Here is an 18,745-nt window from a genome sequence, read left to right as displayed (position 1 = left end):
CTGTGGGCTGCGGGGCCGCAGGCCGGGGGGGCGAAGACTGCGGGACCGGAGGTTGCGGGGCGGAGGCCGACCACGGCACGTCGTCGGACACCAGAAACAGCGGGCTGTTGACCGCCGTCGGCGCCGCCTCGTCGAACATCGGTGCGGCGGGCGGCGCCACCGGCCGCACACCCGCCGATCGCGGTGCGCGGGTGTTTCCGGCGGGGGGCTGCGGCGGTGTCCTGGCAGGGTCGCGGCTGCGATCGGCAGGTGGGCTCTGGACCGGACGCGTCGTCACGGGCGCCGGGTCCGCCTCGGGCGTGGGCGTCGCGGCCGTCGCGCCCGACGCCGAGCGGAGCCTCCACCACATCCTGCGACCCGAACTCATCTGGCGTCGTGCCCCCTTTTCCCTGCGCGCGCGTCCCCGCTTTCGCGCTATCCGTGTGCCCCGGCGGCCGACGCGTCCGCGCGGCAACCGCTGCGGCCCCGTCGTAACGGCCATGGACCCGCGCGACAATGCTTCCTTCGAGTTACAAATGTGCTTCCGTGAGCAGTGCGCAAGCGGCAGGCGTCGTCCTGTGGTTGTGGGTATGGCGGATTTGTCGCTTTGCCGATGGCCTTTAACAAACAAATGCATGTGAATCGTGACTGGACGCGTGCCTGTCGCGGTACTTTGGGATAAGAACCGGGGCGGCTGCTGTGCCGTTGTTTCGACCACTTCCCGAAGGACGTTTGTGATGCCCACCGTCTTCTCAGTTCCATCCGTGCGTTTCCGGGCGCCGGTGCTCGCCGGCCTGGCCGTTGCCATGGCGCTGGCCCTGTCCGGCTGCGAAAGCGGCGAGGACCGGGCGGAGCGGCATTTCTCCAACGGGGTCGCCCTGATCGAACAGGGTGAGGTCACCCAGGGCCTGCTGGAGCTGCGCAACGCGGTCCGGCTGCTGCCCGAACATGTGGAGGCCCGCCTCGCGATTGCCCGCGCAGAAAACGCGCGCGGACGCTCCGCCGCCGCCTTCGGCGAGTTCATGCAGGTCGTGGAGCGCGCCCCCGAACAGCTGGAGGCGCGCGTCGCGCTGGCCCGACTCGCGCTCCAGGAGGGCGAATGGGCCGTCGCCGAGCGTCATGGCCGTGCCGCCGAGGAACTCGCGCCCGACACCGACGAGGTCCGCTTCGTCGTCGCGATGCTCGACTATCGCGACGCCATGGTGGCCGAGGACCGGGCCGCCGCCGACGACGCCGCCGGGCGCATCAATGCGATGATCGACGATTTTCCGCGCGACGGGATGGCCTGGCGGCTGGTGATCGACCATGCGCTGGCGCAGGGCACGCAGATGCAGGCCGGCCTTGCCCGGCTGGAGGAGGCGCTGGTGCAGCGTCCCGACATCCGCGAATTCCACGAGCTGCGCATCCGTGTCCTGAACGAGCTTGCCCGCCCCGACGCGCTGCGCGAGGCCCTGCATGACATGTATGCGCAGTTCCCCGATGACGAGGACGTGCTGCGCGGCCTTGTGGGGTATCTGATGCAGCGCGACGAGCAGCCCGCCGCCGAGGAGCTGCTGCGCGTTCGGGCCGATCTGGACGGCGCCCCGCAGGAACATGTCCTGCAGCTTCTGGATTTCATCAACACCACCCTGGGCTCCGAGGCGGCGCTGGCCGAGGTCGATGCGCGTATCGCTGCGGCCGAGGACGACGCCCTGCGGCTGCATGCCGCCCGGGCGGTCCTGCGGCTGGGCACCGGCGACCACGACGGCGCGATCGCCGAGCTGGAGACCGCGCTGGCGGCCGCCGCCCCGTCGGACGAGCGCAACGATGTGCGCGCCGAACTGGCGCGCATGGCGCTGGCGACCGGCGAGACGGACCGCGCCCGCGCCATGGTGGCCGAGATCCTTGACGAGGACAGCCGCCACGTGGAGGCGCTGAAGCTGCACGCCGCGTGGCTGATCGACGACGAACGGACCACCGATGCCATCGCGGCGCTGCGCACCGCGCAGGGCCGCGCGCCGCGCGACACGGCCGTGATGCTGCTGCTGGGCCGCGCGCATGAGCGCGAGGGTGACCGCGGCCTCGCCGGGGAACGGTATGCCCAGGCGGTGGAGCTGTCGGGCAACGCCGCGCGCGAATCGCTGAACTATGCCGGGTTCCTGCTGGTGGACAATCGCCTGGACGCCGCCGAATCGGTGCTGACCAGCGCCCTGCGCGAGGCGCCCGCCAACGCGGACCTGATCGCGGCGCTCGGGCAGGTGCAGGTCGCGCGGGGCGAATGGGACCGGGCGCAGCGCTCCATCTGGCAGCTGCGCGCGCTCGACACTCCGGCCGCGCTGCGGGCCGCCGATGCGCTGGAGGCCGATTCGCTGATGCAGCAGGGCCGCACGCAGGACACCATCGCCTTCCTCGAGACCCTCGTGGCCGACGGATCGGAGGAATCCGCAGCCCTGGCGGCGCTCTTGCAGACCCAGGTGCGCGCCGGCGAGATCGACGGCGCCCGCGCGCTGCTGGAAGAGCGCCTGGCCGAACGCCCCGACGACCCCACCCTGCGGTTCCTTGGCGCCGGGATGATGGTCCTCGACGGCGAGATCGACGCGGCCGAGGCGGTCTATCGCGAGCTTCTGGCGGAGTTCCCGTCAGCCGAGGCGCCGCTGCGGGTGCTGCACGGTCTGATGATCGCCCAGGGGCGGATCGATGACGCGCAGGCCCTGATCGACGCGGTGCTGGCCGAGGTGCCGGAGGCCGTCGTGCCGCGGATGCTGCGCGCCGCCCGCCTGGAACAGGAGTTCGACTTCGAGGGCGCCATCGCGATCTACGAGGAGCTGTATGCCAGCAACCGCGACAACCTCGTCTTTGCCAACAACCTGGCCAGCCTGATGGCCACGCATCGCGACGATGCCGAAAGCCTGGAGCGGGCGTTCCTGATCGCGCGGCGGCTGTCGGGGACCGAGGTGCCGGCGTTCCGCGACACCTATGGCTGGATCCAGTACCGGCGGGGCAACCATGCCGATGCCGTGACCTATCTGGAGCCTGCGGCGGCGGGGCTGCCGAACGATCCGTTCGTGCAGTACCACCTTGGCATGGCGTACCATGCCGTGGGCCGCACCGAGGAGGCCCGGGTCCAGCTGCAACGCGCGATCGACCTGGCCGGCGGCGCCGTCCTGCCGCAGTTCGACCGCGCGCGCGAGATCCTCGCGTCGCTGGCGGACGCCCCGGCAGATGCGCCGGACGCGGTGCCCGACCTGGCCCCCTCCGAGGCCGCGCCGCTGGACTGAGCGCGCGCGGGTCCGCCGGGGGCACCTGTGGCGCCCCCGGCACGGTTGCGCACGCAATGGCGCGCTGCAACTTTTGGGGCTTTCGCAGCTTTGCCCTGACGTTCTAGGGTCTCGCCCGAGGTTCAGGCAGGATCGACCGGCGCGCCCAAGCGTCGGCATACCGTGGCGGCGGCGTTGCCGTTCCATGGCACAGCAGGAAAGGTTTTCGCATGATTCGCATTGTAATCGTTGCCCTTGTCGCGGCGGTGATGTCGCTGTCCATCCCCGGGGCCGTCCCGGGGGCCGAGGCGCAGTCGGCCTATCGCCTGCAGCCGGGCGACACGCTGCGGATCGAGGTGCTGGAGGATGGCACGCTCAACCGTGACGTGCTGATCTCGCCGGACGGGCGGTTTTCCATGCCGCTTGCGGGGGTGGTGAACGCCGCCGGGCGCAGCATCGAGCAGATCGAGCAGATCGTTGCCCAGCGTATCGCGCCGGGCTTTGCGGTGGAGCCGACGGTGTTCGTGGCGCTGACGGGGGTGGCGGATGCCGACCCGCGCGACACGATCTTCGTGCATGTCATCGGCCAGGCCAACCAGCCTGGCATCGTCGAGGTGCAGGAAGGGTCTACCCTGTTGCAGGCCTTCGCCGCGATGGGCGGCTTCAACCGCTTCGCCGCCACCCGCCGGGTGCAGCTGCGCCGTGTCGACAGCGCCGGCGTGGAGCGGGTGTTCACCATCAACTACCGCGAGGTGGAGCGGGGCGCGATCGGCGGCGGCACCATCCGCCTGATCGACGGTGACGTGATCATCGTACCCGAACGCCGTCTGTTCGAGTGAGGCGGGGGACCATGGACCGCCACCTGACGTCCCGTCTTGCCGGGGGGGTGCTGCTGTGCGCGGCCACGGTGGCGGCCCCCGTGGCCGCCAACGAGCTGTCGAGCCCGGTGCTGACCTTCGGCCTCGACCAGCGTTTCGAGACCTCGCGCAACCGCGGCCTGACCATCCCGTCCGAGGGGACGACGACGCAGTCTGTCACGAGCCTGTCCTTCGGACTGGTCAGCGAAACGCTCGTCCAGCGCCTGAGCCTGACCGGGGGCACTGCCTATCGGTTGGGGCGCGCGCCCGAGGAAAACCGGCTGAGCGTCCTCGACAACTCGCGGCTCTCGCTGTCCTATCTGCGCGAGGGGGTCGATTCGGAGTTCTCGGTCACCGCCTCGGCCCGGCGGGCGCGGCAGGAGTTCCTCGGGATCGAGGACTTCATCGACGACGAGGGCCTGCTGGAACTGCCGGAGGACTTCGATGATCTCACGCGCTTTGGCCGGCGTACGGCCTATGACGTCGATACGCGCCTCGTGCTGGGCCGGGAGGCGGCGCCCTTCGGCGTCACCTTCAGCCTCGGGGCGACGGCGATCGATTATTCCGACGGCGCCCCGCAGGAGGACATCCGCACCGTGCGCGGCGCCATCGACACCCGGTTCCGGTTGTCGCCGGTGCTGACGACCACCCTCGGCGCCCGGCGCGAGGAGCGCCGCGAAGGCTCCGACCCGACCGAGCTGCGGGTCACCGACGCGGTCACGGCGGGGGTGATCTATGCCCTGTCGCCGCGCACGCAGGTGGCGGCGACGCTGGGATACAGCCGCGTCGACCGGACCGGCAGCATCCAGCGCCGCGAACAGGGGCTGATCGGCGGCTTCGACGTGACCACCGACACCCCGCTCGGGCCGGTGGGGCTGAGCCTCGATACCGAGGTGCTGGAGGCCGGGCAGCGCGTCTCGGCGGTGGTGCGCCGGTCGCTGGACCTGCCGATGGGCACGCTCTCGGGCAGCCTCGGGGCGGCACGCGATCCGGGCGGCGAAGTCGGGGCGATCGGGACGCTGGCCTATGCCCAGCCGCTGCGCACCGGGAACTTCACGGTCAACCTGTCGCGCATCCCCGTCGGCAACGACGATCCGCGCACCCGCACCGCCCTCAGCATCGGGCTGACGCACGACATCAACTCCGTCTCGGGCATCGCCCTGCGTGCCGACCACGCCGAGACGACGGGCACCGCCACCCGCAACCCCATCGAGCGGACGACGATCTCGGCCAGCTATCGCCACCAGCTGACCCCGGATTGGGCGTTGAATTCCGGCGTGTCCTATCGCGTGCGGCGCGAGGGGGCACTGGGCAGCGCCCGGTCGCCCGAGATCTTTGTCGGCCTTGGCCGGGACTGGGCCTGGCCGCTGTAGGCGGGTCACGCCACGGCCACGCGATCGTGTAGGCCGCGCGGCCCGCCGCGGGGTCGTTTCACGGGGGCATGGGGCTGTGCAGACCCCGCCGCCTCGCGTATTGTCCCATCCCATGGATTTCGGGATCTGAGTGCGGAGAACACAGGTCATGTCGGCGACCAACATGATGACGAACGCACGGACGCTGGCGTCGGGCTTCCTCACCTGGGGCATGTTCTGGCTGGTTCTGGCGGTGCTCTCCGCCGGCGTGATCTTTCAGGATGGCCTGCGGGAATTGCTGCGGGCCTGGCAGGTGCCCGAGTATTCGCACGGCCCGCTGATCCCGATCCTCTCGGCTTTCCTGTTCCTGCGCCACCTCAAGGATGTGCCCGTGCGCACCGGCCCGGTCGACGACCGCTGGCCGGGTGTGCTGCTGATGGTGCTGGCGCTGCTGTTCGCCGTTGCCGGCAGCATGATCGAGATCGGAGACATCGTCGCCTACGGCCTGATCCTGTGGGTTGGTGCGCTGCTGCTGATCGCGTTCGGCTGGCGCGATGGCTGGCCGTTCTGGCCGGCGGTGCTGCATCTGGTGTTCATGCTGCCGCTGCCGGGGGCGGTCTATTACGGGGTGTCGATCTGGCTCCAGGGTGTCTCGTCCGAGCTGGGCGTGGCGATCCTGCACATGTTGCGCGTGCCGGTGTACCTCGAAGGCAACATCATCGACCTCGGAGAATACCGCCTGCATGTGGCCGAGGCATGCTCGGGCCTGCGCTACCTGTTCCCGATCATGAGCTTCTCCTACATCTTCGCCACGCTGTACCAGGGTCCGGTGTGGCACAAGGCGGCGCTGCTGCTGGCCGCGGCGCCGATCACGGTGGTCCTGAACTCGGTGCGGATCGCCATTGCCGGGGTGATCGTGCAGCACTGGGGCGTCGGCTGGGTCGAGGGCTTCACCCATTTCTTCGAGGGCTGGGTGATCTTCCTGACCTCGGTCGGTCTGCTTTTCCTGATGGCCTGGGTGATGGTGCGGCTGCGCCGCCCGCGCGTGGGCCTGGTGGAGGCGCTGGACCTCGACACCAGCGGCATCGGCACGCAGATGCTGCGCATCCGCCTGATCGAGCCGTCGCGGGCGCTGATCGCGATGGCGGTGCTGTCGGTGGGGATTGCGGCCGCCTGGCAGGCGGTGCCCGCGCAGGACGATGTGGTCGTGCCGCGGGACCCGTTCGGCGCGATGCCGTCGCAGCTGGGTGACTGGCGCGCGGCGCCCGGCCAGCGGCTGGATGCCGATGTGGAGCGGATCCTGGGCGCCGACGACTATCACGCGACGGTGCTGACCAGCCCCACCGCCGCCGCGCCGGTCGATTTCTTCATGGTGTGGTACCGTGACCAGTCGCGCGGGGGCGTCCACTCGCCCGAGGTCTGTCTGCCCGGCGGCGGCTGGGAGATCGCCGAGCTCGAACAGCTCGACAAGACCGAGCAGTTCGGCGGCGGCCAGCGCTTCACCCTGAACCGTGCGGTGATCCAGCAGGGCACCAGCCGCCAGCTCGCCTATTACTGGTTCGAGCAGCAGGGGCAGCGGACCGCCTCCGGCTTCGAGGCCAAGTTGCAGCTGATGGTGGGCAAGCTGACCAACGGGCGCAACGACAGTGGCATGGTCCGCCTGATCACCCCCATCCGCGAAAACGAGAGCCTTGCCGAGGCCGAGGCGCGGCTGCAATCGGTGCTGCCCTACGTCCTCGACCCGTTGCCGCGGTTCTTTCCGCCGGTCTGAGCGGCGGGGGCGGCGGGGGCGGCCGGGCATGGTGGGTGATGACGGACTCGAACCGCCGACATCCTCGGTGTAAACGAGGCGCTCTACCAACTGAGCTAATCACCCGTGCCGCGGGGCATACGCCGGAGCGGGTCCGACTGGCAAGGGGGCAGTGGCGTCCGGTCAGGTCGACAGGAACCGGACCTCTGCGCCGGGAACCAGGATGCCCGCCGTCAGACGGTCGGAAAAGAACGCCCCGGTGTCCAGCGCGATGCGGCCTTCGCGGGCGGTGGGGGTGCTGACGACGGTGTGGCCGTGGACCACCCATGCGCCGTCGGTGCGCGGGCGGACCATGAACTCCGGGTGTCCCCACAGCAGCGTCGCCGGCAGTTGCGCATCGATCGGGCGGCCGGGATCGCAGGCGGCATGGACCATGGCCACGTTGCCGCTCTGCGCGATCATCGGCATGTCGCGCAGCCAGGCCGCCAGGCCGCCTTCACGCCCGTCCTCCAGCGCCTCCGCCAGCGCGTCGCGGGCGGCCTCCAGAACGTCGGGCGGGGCGGTTTCGGGCACGCCCCGGATGCCGAAGCTGTCCAGCGTCAGCACCCCGCCGTTGCGCAGCCAGCGGGCGCCAGCCTCCAGCGGGGCGTCGAGGAAGTCGAGCATCATGCGCTCATGGTTGCCCATCAGGCAGATCATCTCGCCCTCGGCCTGGGGGTCCGCCTCCAGGCTGCGGGCCATGCCGTGGAGGCTTTGCAGCACGCGGCGGCTGTCGGTGCCGCGGTCGATGTAATCGCCCAGGAACACCGCCAGCGGCTGGTCCACGCCGGTGGCCTGCTGGTCGGCGTCGATCAGGTCGAACAGCTCCTGCAACAGGTCGGCCCGGCCGTGGATGTCGCCGATCACATAGAGCGGCCGGTCAGGGGCCGGGGCGGCGGGGCCGCCGCCGCGAAACAACCTGCGCAAGCGTTCGAGCATGGGGCGGGGCCTTTCGCAACGGAAACCACAGCTGCCTCCGGAGGTATGCGTCCGCGCGCGCCGCTGCAAGTCGCCAACCGGGCAGGTACGGGCCCCGGCGGCGCCCCGCCCACCGATCCGCGGGGCCCATCAATGGCACATGAAAAAAGGGGAGGCGCGTGCGCCTCCCCTTCGGTCGTCCGGGTCCGGACGGGACCGGCAGATTACATCATGCCGCCCATGCCACCCATGCCGTCCATGCCGCCCATGCCACCGGCACCGGCGCCGTCGTCCTTCTTCGGACGATCGGCCACCATCGCTTCGGTGGTGATCAGCAGGCCGGCCACGGAGGCCGCATCCTCGAGCGCGGTGCGCACGACCTTGGCGGGGTCGATCACGCCGAACTTGAACATGTCGCCGTACTCTTCGGTCTGGGCGTTGAAGCCGAACGACTTGTCGTTCGATTCGCGCACCTTGCCGGCGACCACGGCGCCGTCGACACCGGCGTTCGTGGCGATCTGGCGCAGCGGGGCCTCCAGCGCGCGGCGCACGATGGCGATGCCGGCGGTCTGGTCGCCGTTCTCGCCGGTCATGCCCTCGAGGGTCTTGGCGGCCTGGATCAGCGCCACGCCGCCACCGACGACGATACCTTCCTGCACCGCGGCGCGGGTCGCGTTGAGCGCGTCATCGACGCGGTCCTTGCGCTCCTTGACCTCGATTTCGGACATGCCGCCGACGCGGATGACCGCAACACCGCCCGCCAGCTTGGCCAGACGCTCCTGCAGCTTCTCACGGTCGTAGTCGGAGGTGGTTTCCTCGACCTGGGCGCGGATCTGGGCCACGCGGGCTTCGATCTCGGCCTTCTCGCCGTTGCCGTCGACGATGGTGGTGTCGTCCTTCTTGATCGACACCTTCTTGGCGCGGCCGAGCATGTCGATGCCGACATTCTCCAGCTTCATGCCCAGATCGTCCGAGATCACCTGGCCACCGGTCAGGATCGCGATGTCCTGCAGCATGGCCTTGCGGCGATCACCGAAGCCCGGCGCCTTGACGGCCGCGACCTTCAGGCCGCCGCGCAGCTTGTTGACGACCAGGGTCGCCAGCGCCTCGCCTTCGACGTCCTCGGCGATGATGAGGAGCGGCTTCTGCGACTGGATCACCTGCTCCAGCAGCGGCACCATCGGCTGCAGCGACGAGAGCTTCTTCTCGTGCAGCAGGATGTAGCAGTCCTCGAGCTCGGCCACCATCTTGTCGGGGTTGGTGATGAAGTAGGGCGAGAGGTAGCCGCGGTCGAACTGCATGCCCTCCACGACCTCGACCTCGGTCTCCATGCCCTTGTTCTCTTCGACGGTGATGACACCCTCGTTGCCGACGCGCTGCATGGCATCGGCGATCTGCTTGCCGATGGAGGCTTCGCCGTTGGCCGAGATCGTGCCGACCTGCGCCACTTCGGCGCTGTCGTTCACGGGGCGCGAGGCGGCGCGAATCTCGGCCACGACCTTGGTCACGGCCATGTCGATGCCGCGCTTGAGGTCCATCGGGTTCATGCCCGCTGCCACGGCCTTGACGCCTTCGCGCACGATCGCCTGGGCCAGAACGGTGGCCGAGGTGGTGCCGTCGCCGGCTTCGTCATTGGTGCGGTTGGCCACTTCCTTGACCATCTGCGCGCCCATGTTCTCGAACTTGTCCTCGAGCTCGATCTCCTTGGCGACGGTGACGCCGTCCTTGGTGATCCGCGGCGAGCCGAAGGATTTCTCGATCACGACGTTGCGGCCCTTGGGACCCAGCGTGACCTTGACCGCATCGGCGAGGATGTTGACGCCGCGCAGCATCTTGTTGCGGGCTTCGGTATTGAACTTGACGTCCTTGGCACCCATTGGGGATACTCCTTGGTGTCAGAATGGGGGATCGGAAAAACGCGGCCCGGATCAGTCGATGATGCCGAGGATGTCGCTTTCCTTCATGATCAGCAGCTCTTCGCCGTCGAGGGTGACCTCGGTGCCCGACCACTTGCCGAACAGCACACGGTCGCCGGCCTTGACGGACGGGGCGATCAGTTCGCCGGAATCCTTGCGGGCGCCGTCGCCCACCGAGATGATCTCACCCTGTGCGGGCTTTTCCTTGGCGGTGTCGGGGATGATCAGACCGCCCTTGGTCTTTTCGTCGCCTTCGACGCGACGGACCAATACCCGATCATGCAGCGGTTTGAATGCCATCTGAGAACACTCCTTCGGTTCCAGGTTATATCTGTGTTGGCACTCATGCAGGCCGAGTGCTAACGAGCGGCAGATAGTCAGCGCGGGCGCCGCTGTCAACGGGGATCGCATGCATCACGGCAGCGGCGCGCACGCCCGGGTGACAGCCCCCGGCGTGGGCCCTATAACGCGCCCGCACACGCCACCTCGCGCCAAGGAAATGCCATGATCAAGGTTTTCGGCCACAAGGCCCCCGATACCGATTCCACCGGATCGCCCATCATCTGGGCCTGGTACCTGACCCATGTGAAGGGCACCCCCGCCGAGGCCGTCCTGCTGGGCACGCCCAACACCGAGGCCGCCTTCGTGCTGAAGCGCTGGGACCTGGCCATGCCGCCGGTGATCGACGCCGTGGCCGCGGGCGAGCCGGTGGTGATCGTGGACACCAACAACCCGTCCGAGCTGCCCGCCGGCATCAACGACGCCGACATCATCCAGATCATCGACCACCACAAGCTGGTCGGCGGGTTGGAGACCAAGGCCCCCATCGACATCACCATCCGCCCGCTGGCGTGCACCGCCACCATCCTGCACGACCTGATGGGCGACGCCGCCGAGGACATGCCCGACGCGATCCGGGCCGCCATGCTGTCGTGCATCCTGTCGGACACGCTGGAGTTCCGCTCGCCCACCACCACGCCGCATGACCGCGCGGTCGCCGAGAGGCTGGCGCAGGAGCTGGGCATCTCCATCCCCGACTATGCCGCCGAGATGTTCGCGGCGAAGTCCGACGTGTCGGCGTTCTCGGATGCGGAGCTTCTGCGGATGGACAGCAAGACCTTCGAGGTCGGCGGCAAGACCCTGCGGGTGTCGGTGCTGGAGACGACCGCGCCCGGGGTCGTGCTGGACCGCAAGGCCAGCCTGATGGAGACGATGCCCAAGGTCGCCACCGAGGACGGCGCCGACCAGGTGTTGCTGTTCGTCGTCGACATCCTGCGCGAGGAGGCGACGCTGCTGGTGCCCAACGATCTGGTCCGCACGCTGGCGGAAAAGAGCTTCGGCGCCAGGGCCGAGGGCGACACCCTCGTGCTGCCGGGTGTGATGAGCCGCAAGAAGCAGATCATCCCCGTGCTGGCGCTCTGATCCGGCCCACCCGCCCTGCCGGGGGGTGGCGCGTGCCGCCCTCCGCCCCTTTCCTCCGCCCGGAGCGTTGCCCGTGACCCGAATCATCGACCGACTTGCCGACATCGCGTCGGGCTATGACGTGCTGCTGTGTGACCTGTGGGGATGCCTGCACAACGGCCACACCCCCTATGCCCCGGCGGTCGCGGCGCTGGCGGCGTTCCGCGCGGGGGGCGGGCGGGTGGTGCTGCTGACCAACTCGCCCCGTCCGGAGACGGGGGTGGCGCGGCAACTGGAGGCGATCGGCGTTCCGGCGGATGTGTATGACTTCATCGTCTCGTCGGGCGATGCCGCGCAGGCGGGGATGATGGCGGGCGCGGTGGGCCGGCGGGTCTGGCACCTGGGCCCGGAAAAGGACCACCGTTTCTTCACCGCCATCCCCGAGCATCTGTCCGACGCCCCCCCGATCGAGCGGGTGCCCTTCGAGGACGCCGAGGGCATCGTCTGCACCGGCCAGTTCTCGGACGACGACCACCCCGACGATTATCGCGGCCGGTTCCTGTCGGCGCGTGAACGCGGCCTGAAGCTGCTGTGCGCCAACCCCGACATCGTGGTCGACCACGGCGACCGGCGGCTGTGGTGCGCGGGTGCGCTGGCGCAGCTCTATACCGAGATGGGCGGCGAGAGCCTCTATTTCGGCAAGCCGCACCCGCCGATCTATGACCTTGCGCGTCGCCGGTTGTCGGCCGAGGGGGGCACGGTGCCGAACGCGCGCATCCTTGCGGTGGGGGACGGCATCCGCACCGACGTGCAGGGCGCCGTGGCCGAGGACATCGACGTCATCCTCGTCACCGGCGGGCTGGCCGCCGAGGAGACCGGCACGCATGGCATGACCGACCAGCCCGACCCCGACCGGCTGGCGGCGTTCCTTGGCGCCCATCAGATGTCGCCGACCTATGCCATGGGGGGGCTGCGCTGACGGCTCAGCCGCCCTGGTCCCGCCGCCGGGCCTGGCGATAGAGGATCACGCCCGCGATGGCGATGGACACCGCCACAACGGCGATGATGATCGTCGCCAGCGCGTTGACGTCGGGTGACACCCCCAGCCGCACCTTGGAGAACACCACCATCGGCAGGGTGGACGCGCCCGGCCCGGACACGAAGCTCGCGATCACCAGATCGTCGAGCGACAGGGTGAAGGCCAGCAGCCACCCCGCCACCAGCGCCGGTGCGATCACCGGCAGGGTGATGTCGAAGAACACCCGCACCGGGCCCGCGCCCAGATCGCGCGCGGCCTCCTCTAGGCTGTCGTCCATGTCGCGCAGGCGCGACTGGGCGATGACCGCGACGAAGGCGAGGCAGAAGGTGGTGTGGGCGATGATGAGCGTGGTCATGCCGCGCCCGCCGGGCCAGCCCAGCACCCCCTCCATCGCCACGAACAGCAAGAGCAGCGACAGCCCGGTGATGACCTCGGGCATCACCAGCGGGGCCGCCGTCATGCCGGTCAGCAACAGCCGCCCGCGGAACCGCCCCAGCCGCGCCAGCACGAACGCCGCCAGCACCCCCAGCACGGTCGCCAGCGTCGCCGAGGCCACCGCCACCTGCAGGCTGACCCACGCCGCCTGCAGGATCTGCCGGTCGTTCACCAGCGCCACATACCAGCGCGTGGAAAACCCCGCCCAGACCGTCACCAGCCGGCTTTCGTTGAACGAAAACACCACCAGCGCCACGATGGGCGCATAGAGGAACACGAACCCCAGCCCCGCAAGGACCGGCAGGATCCAGCCCCGTTTCATCCGTTCAGCCCCCGGCGGTCCAGCCAGCTTTGCAGCCACATCACCGGGGCGACGACCAGCACCAGCATCACGATCGCCACCGCCGAGGCCATGGTCCAGTCGCGCGCCGAGAAGAACTCGTCCCACAGCACCCGCCCGATCATCAGCGTGTCCGGCCCGCCCAGCAGCGCGGGAATGACGTATTCCCCGATGGCCGGGATGAACACCAGCATGCAGCCCGCGATGATGCCCGGCAGCGACAGCGGCAACGTCACCGTCAGGAAGGTGACGACGGGCGCGGCGCCCAGATCCGCCGACGCCTCGAAGAACGCGTCGTCGATCTTGGTCAGGTTGGCGTAAAGCGGCAGGATCATGAACGGCAGGTAGGTATAAACGATGCCGAGCTGCACTGCGAAGGTCGTCTGCATCATCACCAGCGGCGCGTCGATCAGGCCCAGCCCCAGCAGGGCGCTGTTGATCAGCCCCTCGCGTTGCAGAAACCCCATCCACGCATAGACCCGCAGCAGGAACGACGTCCAGAACGGCAGGATCACCAGCAACAGCAGGATCGTGCGCCGCGGCTCGGGCGCGCGGGCGATGTAATAGGCGATGGGATAGCCGATCAGAAGCGCGAACACGGTGGAGACGGCGGCGATCCGGATCGAGGACAGATAGGCGTTGCGATAGAGCGTATCGGCCCACAGCAGGCGGTAATTCTCCAGATTGGCGAGGATCACCAACGCGCCATCCGGCCCGCGCTCGAACAGGGGGGTATAGGGGGGGCGCGCCAGGATCGGCTCGGCCAGCGAGATGCGGCCCAGGACGAAGAACGGCACGAGGAAGAACAGCAGCAGCCACAGCATCGGCACCGCCACCACCAGCGTGCGGCCCGACAGTCCCAGCGCGCCCAGACCCCGCGCGGTCCAGCGCCAGGGGCGGCTGCGCGCGCTCATTGTGTCAGGACCCGGCCGGCGGCGGGGGCGAAGCTGACCCAGACCTCGTCGTCCCAGCTGATGGGGGCGTCGTCCATGGCGCGGCTCGACAGGGTGGCCTGCACCAGCCGCCCGCCCGGCAGGCGCAGCCGGTACACCGACAGCTGGCCCATGTAGCCCACATCCTCCACCAGCGCACGGAACCGGTTGGGGGTGTCGGGCTCCGAATGGCCGAGCGCGAGGCGCTCGGGACGCAGCGCGACCCACACCGTCTGCCCCGCCGTCAGGCCCGGCACATGGCGCAGCGTCACCGGCCCGAGGTCCTGCGTCACCACCCGCATGCCGTCGCCCGCGGCCACGTCCACCCGCCCCTCGAACAGGTTCACCGAGCCGATGAAGTCGGCCACGAAGCGGGTGTCGGGCGCCTCGTAGATCTCGCGCGGTTCCCCCACCTGGACGATGCGGCCGTCGCGCATGATGCCGATCCGGGTGGCGATGGTCATCGCCTCTTCCTGGTCGTGGGTGACGACGATGAAGGTGGTGCCCAGGGTTTCCTGGATGCGCACCAGCTCGAACTGGGTTTCCTCGCGCAGCTTCTTGTCCAGCGCGCCCAGGGGTTCGTCCAGCAGCAGCAGTTTCGGCTGCTTGACCAGCGCACGCGCCAGCGCCACGCGCTGGCGTTGCCCGCCCGACAGCTGGTGCGGCTTGCGCGCGCCGAAGCCGTCGAGCTTGACCAGACGCAGCATTTCGCGCGCGCGCTCGCGGGCCGCCGCCCGGCCCAGCCCCTCGCGCAGCAGGCCGTACATCACGTTGCGTTCCACGGTCATGTGGGGAAACAGCGCGTAGGACTGGAACATCATGTTGGTGGGGCGGCGGTGGGGCGGTACCGCCGACATGTCCTGCCCGTCGAGAAGGATCCGCCCGGCCGACGGCGTCTCGAACCCCGCCAGCATGCGCAGCAGCGTGGACTTTCCGCAGCCCGACGCGCCAAGCAGGCAGAACAGCTCTCCGCGGTGGATGTCGAGGGTGACATCGTCCACCGCCGTGAACATCCCGAACGCCTTGCCCACGCCCTGTATGCGCAGGAACGGCGTGGCGCCCGCGTCGCGCCAGGGTCGCGTGTCCGCCGCCAGTGGCGCCGTCTGCCTCATCGCCTGCGCCCTTTCAGCGGGCGCGCGGCGATCGCGCGCCCATGGGGTTGGATCGGCCGTCCGTCACTGCCCGGTGCGCACGCGCGTCCACAGCCGGGTCAGCAGCCGGTCGGTGCGCGCGTCATAGACCACCCGCGTGAACAGCCGCGATTGCGTGTCGGCATCGGGAAAGATGCCGGGATGAGCGGCGATCTCGGGGTCGACGAACTCCATCGCGGCGGTGTTGGCGTTGGCGTACCAGACGTAGTTGGTGATGCCCGCGGTGATCTCGGGCTCCATGATGAAGTTCAGGAACGCGTGCGCGCCCTCGGGGTTGGGCGCGTCCGAGGGGATCACCATCATGTCGAACCAGATCATCGCCCCTTCGGAGGGGATGATGTAGTCGACCTCCACGCCGCGGTCGGCGTCGGCGGCGCGGTCGGCGGCCTGGAACACGTCGCCCGACCAGCCCATCGCGACGCAGATCTCTCCGTTCGCCAGATCGGTGATGTACTGCGAGGAATGGAAGTAGCGCAGATGCGGGCGCACGGCCTCCAGCGCCTGGGCCGCGGCCTCCAGGTCGTCGGGGTCGGTGGAGCGCGGATCGCGGTCCAGCCACGCCAGCACCGCCGGCATCACGTCCGAGGGCGAATCGAGCAGGCTGATGCCGCAATCGGCCAGCTGCGACGCGACTTCAGGGTTGAAGATCATGTCCCAGCCGGTGATGCCGTGATCCTCGCCCAGGCGTTCGGTGATGGCGGCGGTGTTGAAGCCGATCCCGGTGGTGCCCCACATGTAGATCACGCCGTGTTCGTTGCCGGGATCGAAGGCGGCAGCCTGCGCCATCAGCCCTTCGTCCATGTGGGACAGGTTGGGCAGCAGGTCACGGTCCAGCGGCTGGTAGATCCCGGCGGCGATCTGGCGCTGCATGAAGTCGGCGGTGGGCACCACCACGTCGAAGCCCGACCGGCCGGCCATCAGCCGGGCCTCCAGCGCCTCGTTGGAATCGTAGACGTCATAGACGACGTCGATCCCGGTGGCTTCGGTGAATCGCGCCAGCGTGTCGGGGGCGATGTAGTCGGACCAGCTGAAGACGGCGATGCTGTCGGCCTGCGCCGCCCCGGCGGCAAGCGCGAGGGCCGAGACAGCAAGAAGCGGGGTACGCATGGCGGATACCTTACCTGGCGAGGTGCGGAGAACGGGTGCAGTTCGGCGCCACATTGTCGCGCCGCTTGCACCAACGCAACCCCCGGCCCGTGCCGGTGCGGTCAACTCTTGTGCATCCGCCGCAATCTGCGGCGCTCTGGACCCGGCTCTGGCCCCAGCTCTGGTGACTCCCGCCGAGGGCGGTGCTCAGGCCCGCGTGCCGCTCCGCAGGGCGGCGGCACGCGCCAGCGTCAGCATCATCGCCGCCACTGCCACGATGGCCAGCCCCGCGATCGGCCAGGACCGGGTGGCGTTCGCCACCACCACCGCAACCAGCGCCCAGACCACCGTGATGCCGTATTCGGGCACCTGCGGCAGGCGCAATTGCACCGTCACCGCCATGGCCGCCGCCGCCAGCAGGCACACCGCCGCCGCCCAGATCGGCGCCAGCACGCCATAGCCCCCCAGCATGAAGCCCACCGCCACCCAGGATGCGGCCGTCAGCCACCCGGCATAGATCCCCAGCGGGGCCTGGCCCAGCCAGCGGTCGCGCGGCCCCGCGGCCCCCGGTGCGTGCCACAGCGCCCCCAGCGCGCCCGCCAGCATCACCCAGATCAGCACGGTGGCCCAGGGCGCGTTGGTGTTGGCCACCGCGATCCAGCTTGCCCCCACGCCCAGGCTTGCGATCAACCACCAGCGGCCCGCGTCCCATGCCGCGTCCTCGGCCCGCATCAGCAGGCCATAGCCCGCATGCGCCAGCAGCCACACATAGATCAGACCCCAGATCGAGAAGGCATAGCCCGCGGGCTGCACCGGCGGGCGGACCTGCGGGATCGGGAACAGGTTGGGGTCGAAGCCCCCGAACCCCGAGGTGAACAGCGGCGAGGCGATGAAGGTCACCGCCGCGACCACCACCAGGATCGCCTTCATCCGCCGCGTGCCGCCCCCCGAGGGGATCGAAGTCGGGTCCGTGATGCGTTCGTCAGACAAGCTCGCCCTCCGGGGTGATACGCCGCTTTCCCCCCAGATAGGGTGCGAGCACGTCCGGCACCACCACCGCGCCGTCCTCAGTCTGGCCGTTTTCCACCACCGCGATCAGCGCGCGCCCCACCGCCAGCCCCGAGCCGTTGAGGGTATGGACGAACTCCGGCTTGCCGCCGCCCGCGGGGCGGAACCGTGCGTTCATCCGCCGCGCCTGGAACTCCCCGCAGGTGGAGACCGAGGAGATCTCGCGCCAGGTGCCCTGGCCGGGCAGCCACACCTCGATGTCGTGGGTGCGGCGCGCGCCAAAACCCATGTCGCCGGTGCACAGCACCACCGTGCGGTGCGCAAGCCCCAGCCGGCGCAGGATGCCCTCGGCGCAGTCGGTCATGCGGGCGTGCTCGGCCGCGGATGCGTCGGGGGTGGTGAGGGAGACCATCTCCACCTTCTCGAACTGGTGCTGGCGCAGCATGCCCCGGGTGTCGCGGCCCGCACTGCCGGCCTCGGAGCGGAAGCACTGGGTGTGGGCGACCATGCGGCGGGGCAGGGCGGCCTCCTCCACGATCTCACCGGCGGCCAGGTTGGTCAGCGTCACCTCGGCGGTGGGCACGAGCCACCAGCCCTCGCGGGTCTGGTAGCTGTCCTCGCCGAACTTCGGCAGCTGGCCGGTGCCGAGCATCGCCTCCTCGCGGACCAGAACGGGGGTCCAGGTTTCCTCCAGCCCGTTGTCGGTGATGTGCACGTCCAGCATGAATTGCGCCAGCGCCCGGTGCAGCCGCGCCATCGCGCCCTTCAGCACGACGAACCGCGCGCCCGACAGCTTGGCGGCGGCGGCGAAGTCCATTCCGGCGGCGGCGGCGGGCACCTCAAAATGCTCGCGCGCGGGAAAGGCCAGCTCGGGCGGGGTGCCCCAGCGGCGCAGCTCCACGTTGTCGGCCTCGTCCGTGCCGTCGGGGACATCGGGGTGGGGCAGGTTCGGCAGCGACAGCAGCGCCTGCGTCAGGCGGTCGTCCTCGGCGCGGGCGGCCTCCTCCATGCGCGTGACCTCGGCCTTCTTTTCGGTCACCAGCGCGCGCAGGCGCAGGAACATGTCCTCGTCGCCGCGCCCCTTGGCGGCGCCGGCCTCGCGCGAGGCGGCGTTCTGCGCGGCGCGCGCCTCCTCGGCGGCCTGGATGCGGGCCCGGCGGGCGGCGTCGATGGACAGCAGATCGGCGCTGACGGGGGCATGGCCGCGGCGCGCAAGGGCGGCGTCAAACGCCTCGGGGGCGTCGCGGAGGGCGCGGATGTCGTGCATTGGGGGCCTCGCTGGTGCCGGGTGGGCCTCGGGTTGGGC

At 69.8% G+C, this 18,745-nt stretch carries 15 protein-coding genes and 1 tRNA gene; 6 read left to right on the top strand and 10 right to left on the bottom strand.

Features of this window, described 5'->3' with window-relative positions:
• The first annotated feature begins 785 nt into the window (after positions 1-785).
• From CCR87_RS16345 to xrtD, 4 genes are all read left to right on the top strand, one after another.
• Positions 786-3,236 carry a tetratricopeptide repeat protein gene (locus CCR87_RS16345; protein ID WP_201158610.1) on the top strand — a complete coding sequence of 817 codons (2,451 nt, stop codon included), beginning with the start codon at positions 786-788 and terminating at the stop codon, positions 3,234-3,236.
• A gap of 209 nt (positions 3,237-3,445) precedes the next feature.
• Entirely contained in the window at positions 3,446-4,054 is a 609-nt protein-coding gene (locus CCR87_RS16340) for a polysaccharide biosynthesis/export family protein (protein WP_201158609.1), read from the top strand.
• Positions 4,055-4,065: 11 nt separating this feature from the next.
• On the top strand, positions 4,066-5,445 hold the full coding sequence (locus CCR87_RS16335; RefSeq protein ID WP_201158608.1) for a hypothetical protein: 1,380 nt from the start codon (positions 4,066-4,068) through the stop codon (positions 5,443-5,445).
• A 148-nt stretch (positions 5,446-5,593) separates the two neighbouring features.
• Complete coding sequence (gene xrtD / locus CCR87_RS16330) at positions 5,594-7,195, top strand: VPLPA-CTERM-specific exosortase XrtD (RefSeq protein WP_201158607.1); 1,602 nt, start codon at positions 5,594-5,596, stop codon at positions 7,193-7,195.
• 29 nt (positions 7,196-7,224) lie between these two features.
• Here the strand turns inward: xrtD and CCR87_RS16325 are convergent.
• The 4 genes from CCR87_RS16325 to CCR87_RS16310 all read right to left on the bottom strand — a co-directional run bounded on the left by CCR87_RS16325 (position 7,225) and on the right by CCR87_RS16310 (position 10,347).
• Positions 7,225-7,300: transfer RNA gene (locus CCR87_RS16325), tRNA-Val, on the bottom strand.
• A 57-nt stretch (positions 7,301-7,357) separates the two neighbouring features.
• Positions 7,358-8,152, bottom strand: a complete 795-nt coding sequence (locus CCR87_RS16320; protein ID WP_201158606.1) for a metallophosphoesterase — start codon at positions 8,150-8,152, stop codon at positions 7,358-7,360.
• 203 nt (positions 8,153-8,355) lie between these two features.
• Positions 8,356-10,008: a chaperonin GroEL gene (gene groL / locus CCR87_RS16315; RefSeq protein WP_201158605.1), complete on the bottom strand. Its 1,653-nt coding sequence runs from the start codon at positions 10,006-10,008 to the stop codon at positions 8,356-8,358.
• A 51-nt stretch (positions 10,009-10,059) separates the two neighbouring features.
• On the bottom strand, positions 10,060-10,347 hold the full coding sequence (locus CCR87_RS16310; protein WP_201158604.1) for a co-chaperone GroES: 288 nt from the start codon (positions 10,345-10,347) through the stop codon (positions 10,060-10,062).
• 204 nt (positions 10,348-10,551) lie between these two features.
• Between CCR87_RS16310 and CCR87_RS16305 the strand changes: the two genes are divergently transcribed.
• Both CCR87_RS16305 and CCR87_RS16300 read left to right on the top strand, forming a co-directional pair.
• Positions 10,552-11,469 (top strand): manganese-dependent inorganic pyrophosphatase, encoded by a 918-nt coding sequence (locus CCR87_RS16305; RefSeq protein WP_201158603.1) that lies wholly within the window; start codon positions 10,552-10,554, stop codon positions 11,467-11,469.
• Between the two features lie 73 nt (positions 11,470-11,542).
• Positions 11,543-12,427, top strand: coding sequence for a TIGR01459 family HAD-type hydrolase (locus CCR87_RS16300; protein ID WP_201158602.1), 885 nt, complete (start codon positions 11,543-11,545; stop codon positions 12,425-12,427).
• 4 nt (positions 12,428-12,431) lie between these two features.
• On the opposite strand, the gene CCR87_RS16295 is transcribed toward CCR87_RS16300, so the two are convergent.
• The 6 genes from CCR87_RS16295 to serS form a co-directional block, all read right to left on the bottom strand.
• Entirely contained in the window at positions 12,432-13,244 is an 813-nt protein-coding gene (locus CCR87_RS16295; protein ID WP_201158601.1) for an ABC transporter permease subunit, read from the bottom strand.
• A complete protein-coding gene (locus CCR87_RS16290) occupies positions 13,241-14,086 on the bottom strand; it encodes an ABC transporter permease subunit (protein ID WP_242512075.1) in 846 nt (281 codons plus the stop codon). Before CCR87_RS16290 ends, CCR87_RS16295 begins: the two co-directional genes overlap by 4 nt.
• Before the next feature lie 86 nt (positions 14,087-14,172).
• Positions 14,173-15,306 carry an ABC transporter ATP-binding protein gene (locus CCR87_RS16285; protein ID WP_201158599.1) on the bottom strand — a complete coding sequence of 378 codons (1,134 nt, stop codon included), beginning with the start codon at positions 15,304-15,306 and terminating at the stop codon, positions 14,173-14,175.
• A gap of 63 nt (positions 15,307-15,369) precedes the next feature.
• Complete coding sequence (locus CCR87_RS16280; protein ID WP_201158598.1) at positions 15,370-16,452, bottom strand: polyamine ABC transporter substrate-binding protein; 1,083 nt, start codon at positions 16,450-16,452, stop codon at positions 15,370-15,372.
• Positions 16,453-16,638: 186 nt separating this feature from the next.
• Positions 16,639-17,421, bottom strand: a complete 783-nt coding sequence (locus CCR87_RS16275; protein ID WP_242512074.1) for a hypothetical protein — start codon at positions 17,419-17,421, stop codon at positions 16,639-16,641.
• Positions 17,414-18,706 carry a serine--tRNA ligase gene (serS, locus tag CCR87_RS16270; RefSeq protein WP_201158597.1) on the bottom strand — a complete coding sequence of 431 codons (1,293 nt, stop codon included), beginning with the start codon at positions 18,704-18,706 and terminating at the stop codon, positions 17,414-17,416. Before serS ends, CCR87_RS16275 begins: the two co-directional genes overlap by 8 nt.
• Between the last annotated feature and the right edge of the window lie 39 nt (positions 18,707-18,745).

Origin of the sequence: Rhodobaculum claviforme (assembly GCF_016653255.1) — a bacterium.
In the GTDB taxonomy this organism is placed as follows: Bacteria; Pseudomonadota; Alphaproteobacteria; order Rhodobacterales; family Rhodobacteraceae; genus Rhodobaculum; species Rhodobaculum claviforme.
The sequence above is the reverse complement of the archived record's forward strand: the minus strand, read 5'-3'. Positions and strand labels throughout refer to the sequence as shown.

Coding starts and splice junctions, on each gene's coding strand:
- groL (WP_201158605.1), bottom strand. CDS start 10,008: ATGGGTGCCAAGGACGTCAAGTTCAATACCGAAGCCCGCAACAAGATG.
- CCR87_RS16340 (WP_201158609.1), top strand. CDS start 3,446: ATGATTCGCATTGTAATCGTTGCCCTTGTCGCGGCGGTGATGTCGCTG.
- CCR87_RS16345 (WP_201158610.1), top strand. CDS start 786: ATGGCGCTGGCCCTGTCCGGCTGCGAAAGCGGCGAGGACCGGGCGGAG.
- CCR87_RS16280 (WP_201158598.1), bottom strand. CDS start 16,452: ATGCGTACCCCGCTTCTTGCTGTCTCGGCCCTCGCGCTTGCCGCCGGG.
- xrtD (WP_201158607.1), top strand. CDS start 5,594: ATGTCGGCGACCAACATGATGACGAACGCACGGACGCTGGCGTCGGGC.
- CCR87_RS16285 (WP_201158599.1), bottom strand. CDS start 15,306: ATGAGGCAGACGGCGCCACTGGCGGCGGACACGCGACCCTGGCGCGAC.
- serS (WP_201158597.1), bottom strand. CDS start 18,706: ATGCACGACATCCGCGCCCTCCGCGACGCCCCCGAGGCGTTTGACGCC.
- CCR87_RS16320 (WP_201158606.1), bottom strand. CDS start 8,152: ATGCTCGAACGCTTGCGCAGGTTGTTTCGCGGCGGCGGCCCCGCCGCC.
- CCR87_RS16290 (WP_242512075.1), bottom strand. CDS start 14,086: ATGCTGTGGCTGCTGCTGTTCTTCCTCGTGCCGTTCTTCGTCCTGGGC.
- CCR87_RS16305 (WP_201158603.1), top strand. CDS start 10,552: ATGATCAAGGTTTTCGGCCACAAGGCCCCCGATACCGATTCCACCGGA.
- CCR87_RS16310 (WP_201158604.1), bottom strand. CDS start 10,347: ATGGCATTCAAACCGCTGCATGATCGGGTATTGGTCCGTCGCGTCGAA.
- CCR87_RS16295 (WP_201158601.1), bottom strand. CDS start 13,244: ATGAAACGGGGCTGGATCCTGCCGGTCCTTGCGGGGCTGGGGTTCGTG.
- CCR87_RS16335 (WP_201158608.1), top strand. CDS start 4,066: ATGGACCGCCACCTGACGTCCCGTCTTGCCGGGGGGGTGCTGCTGTGC.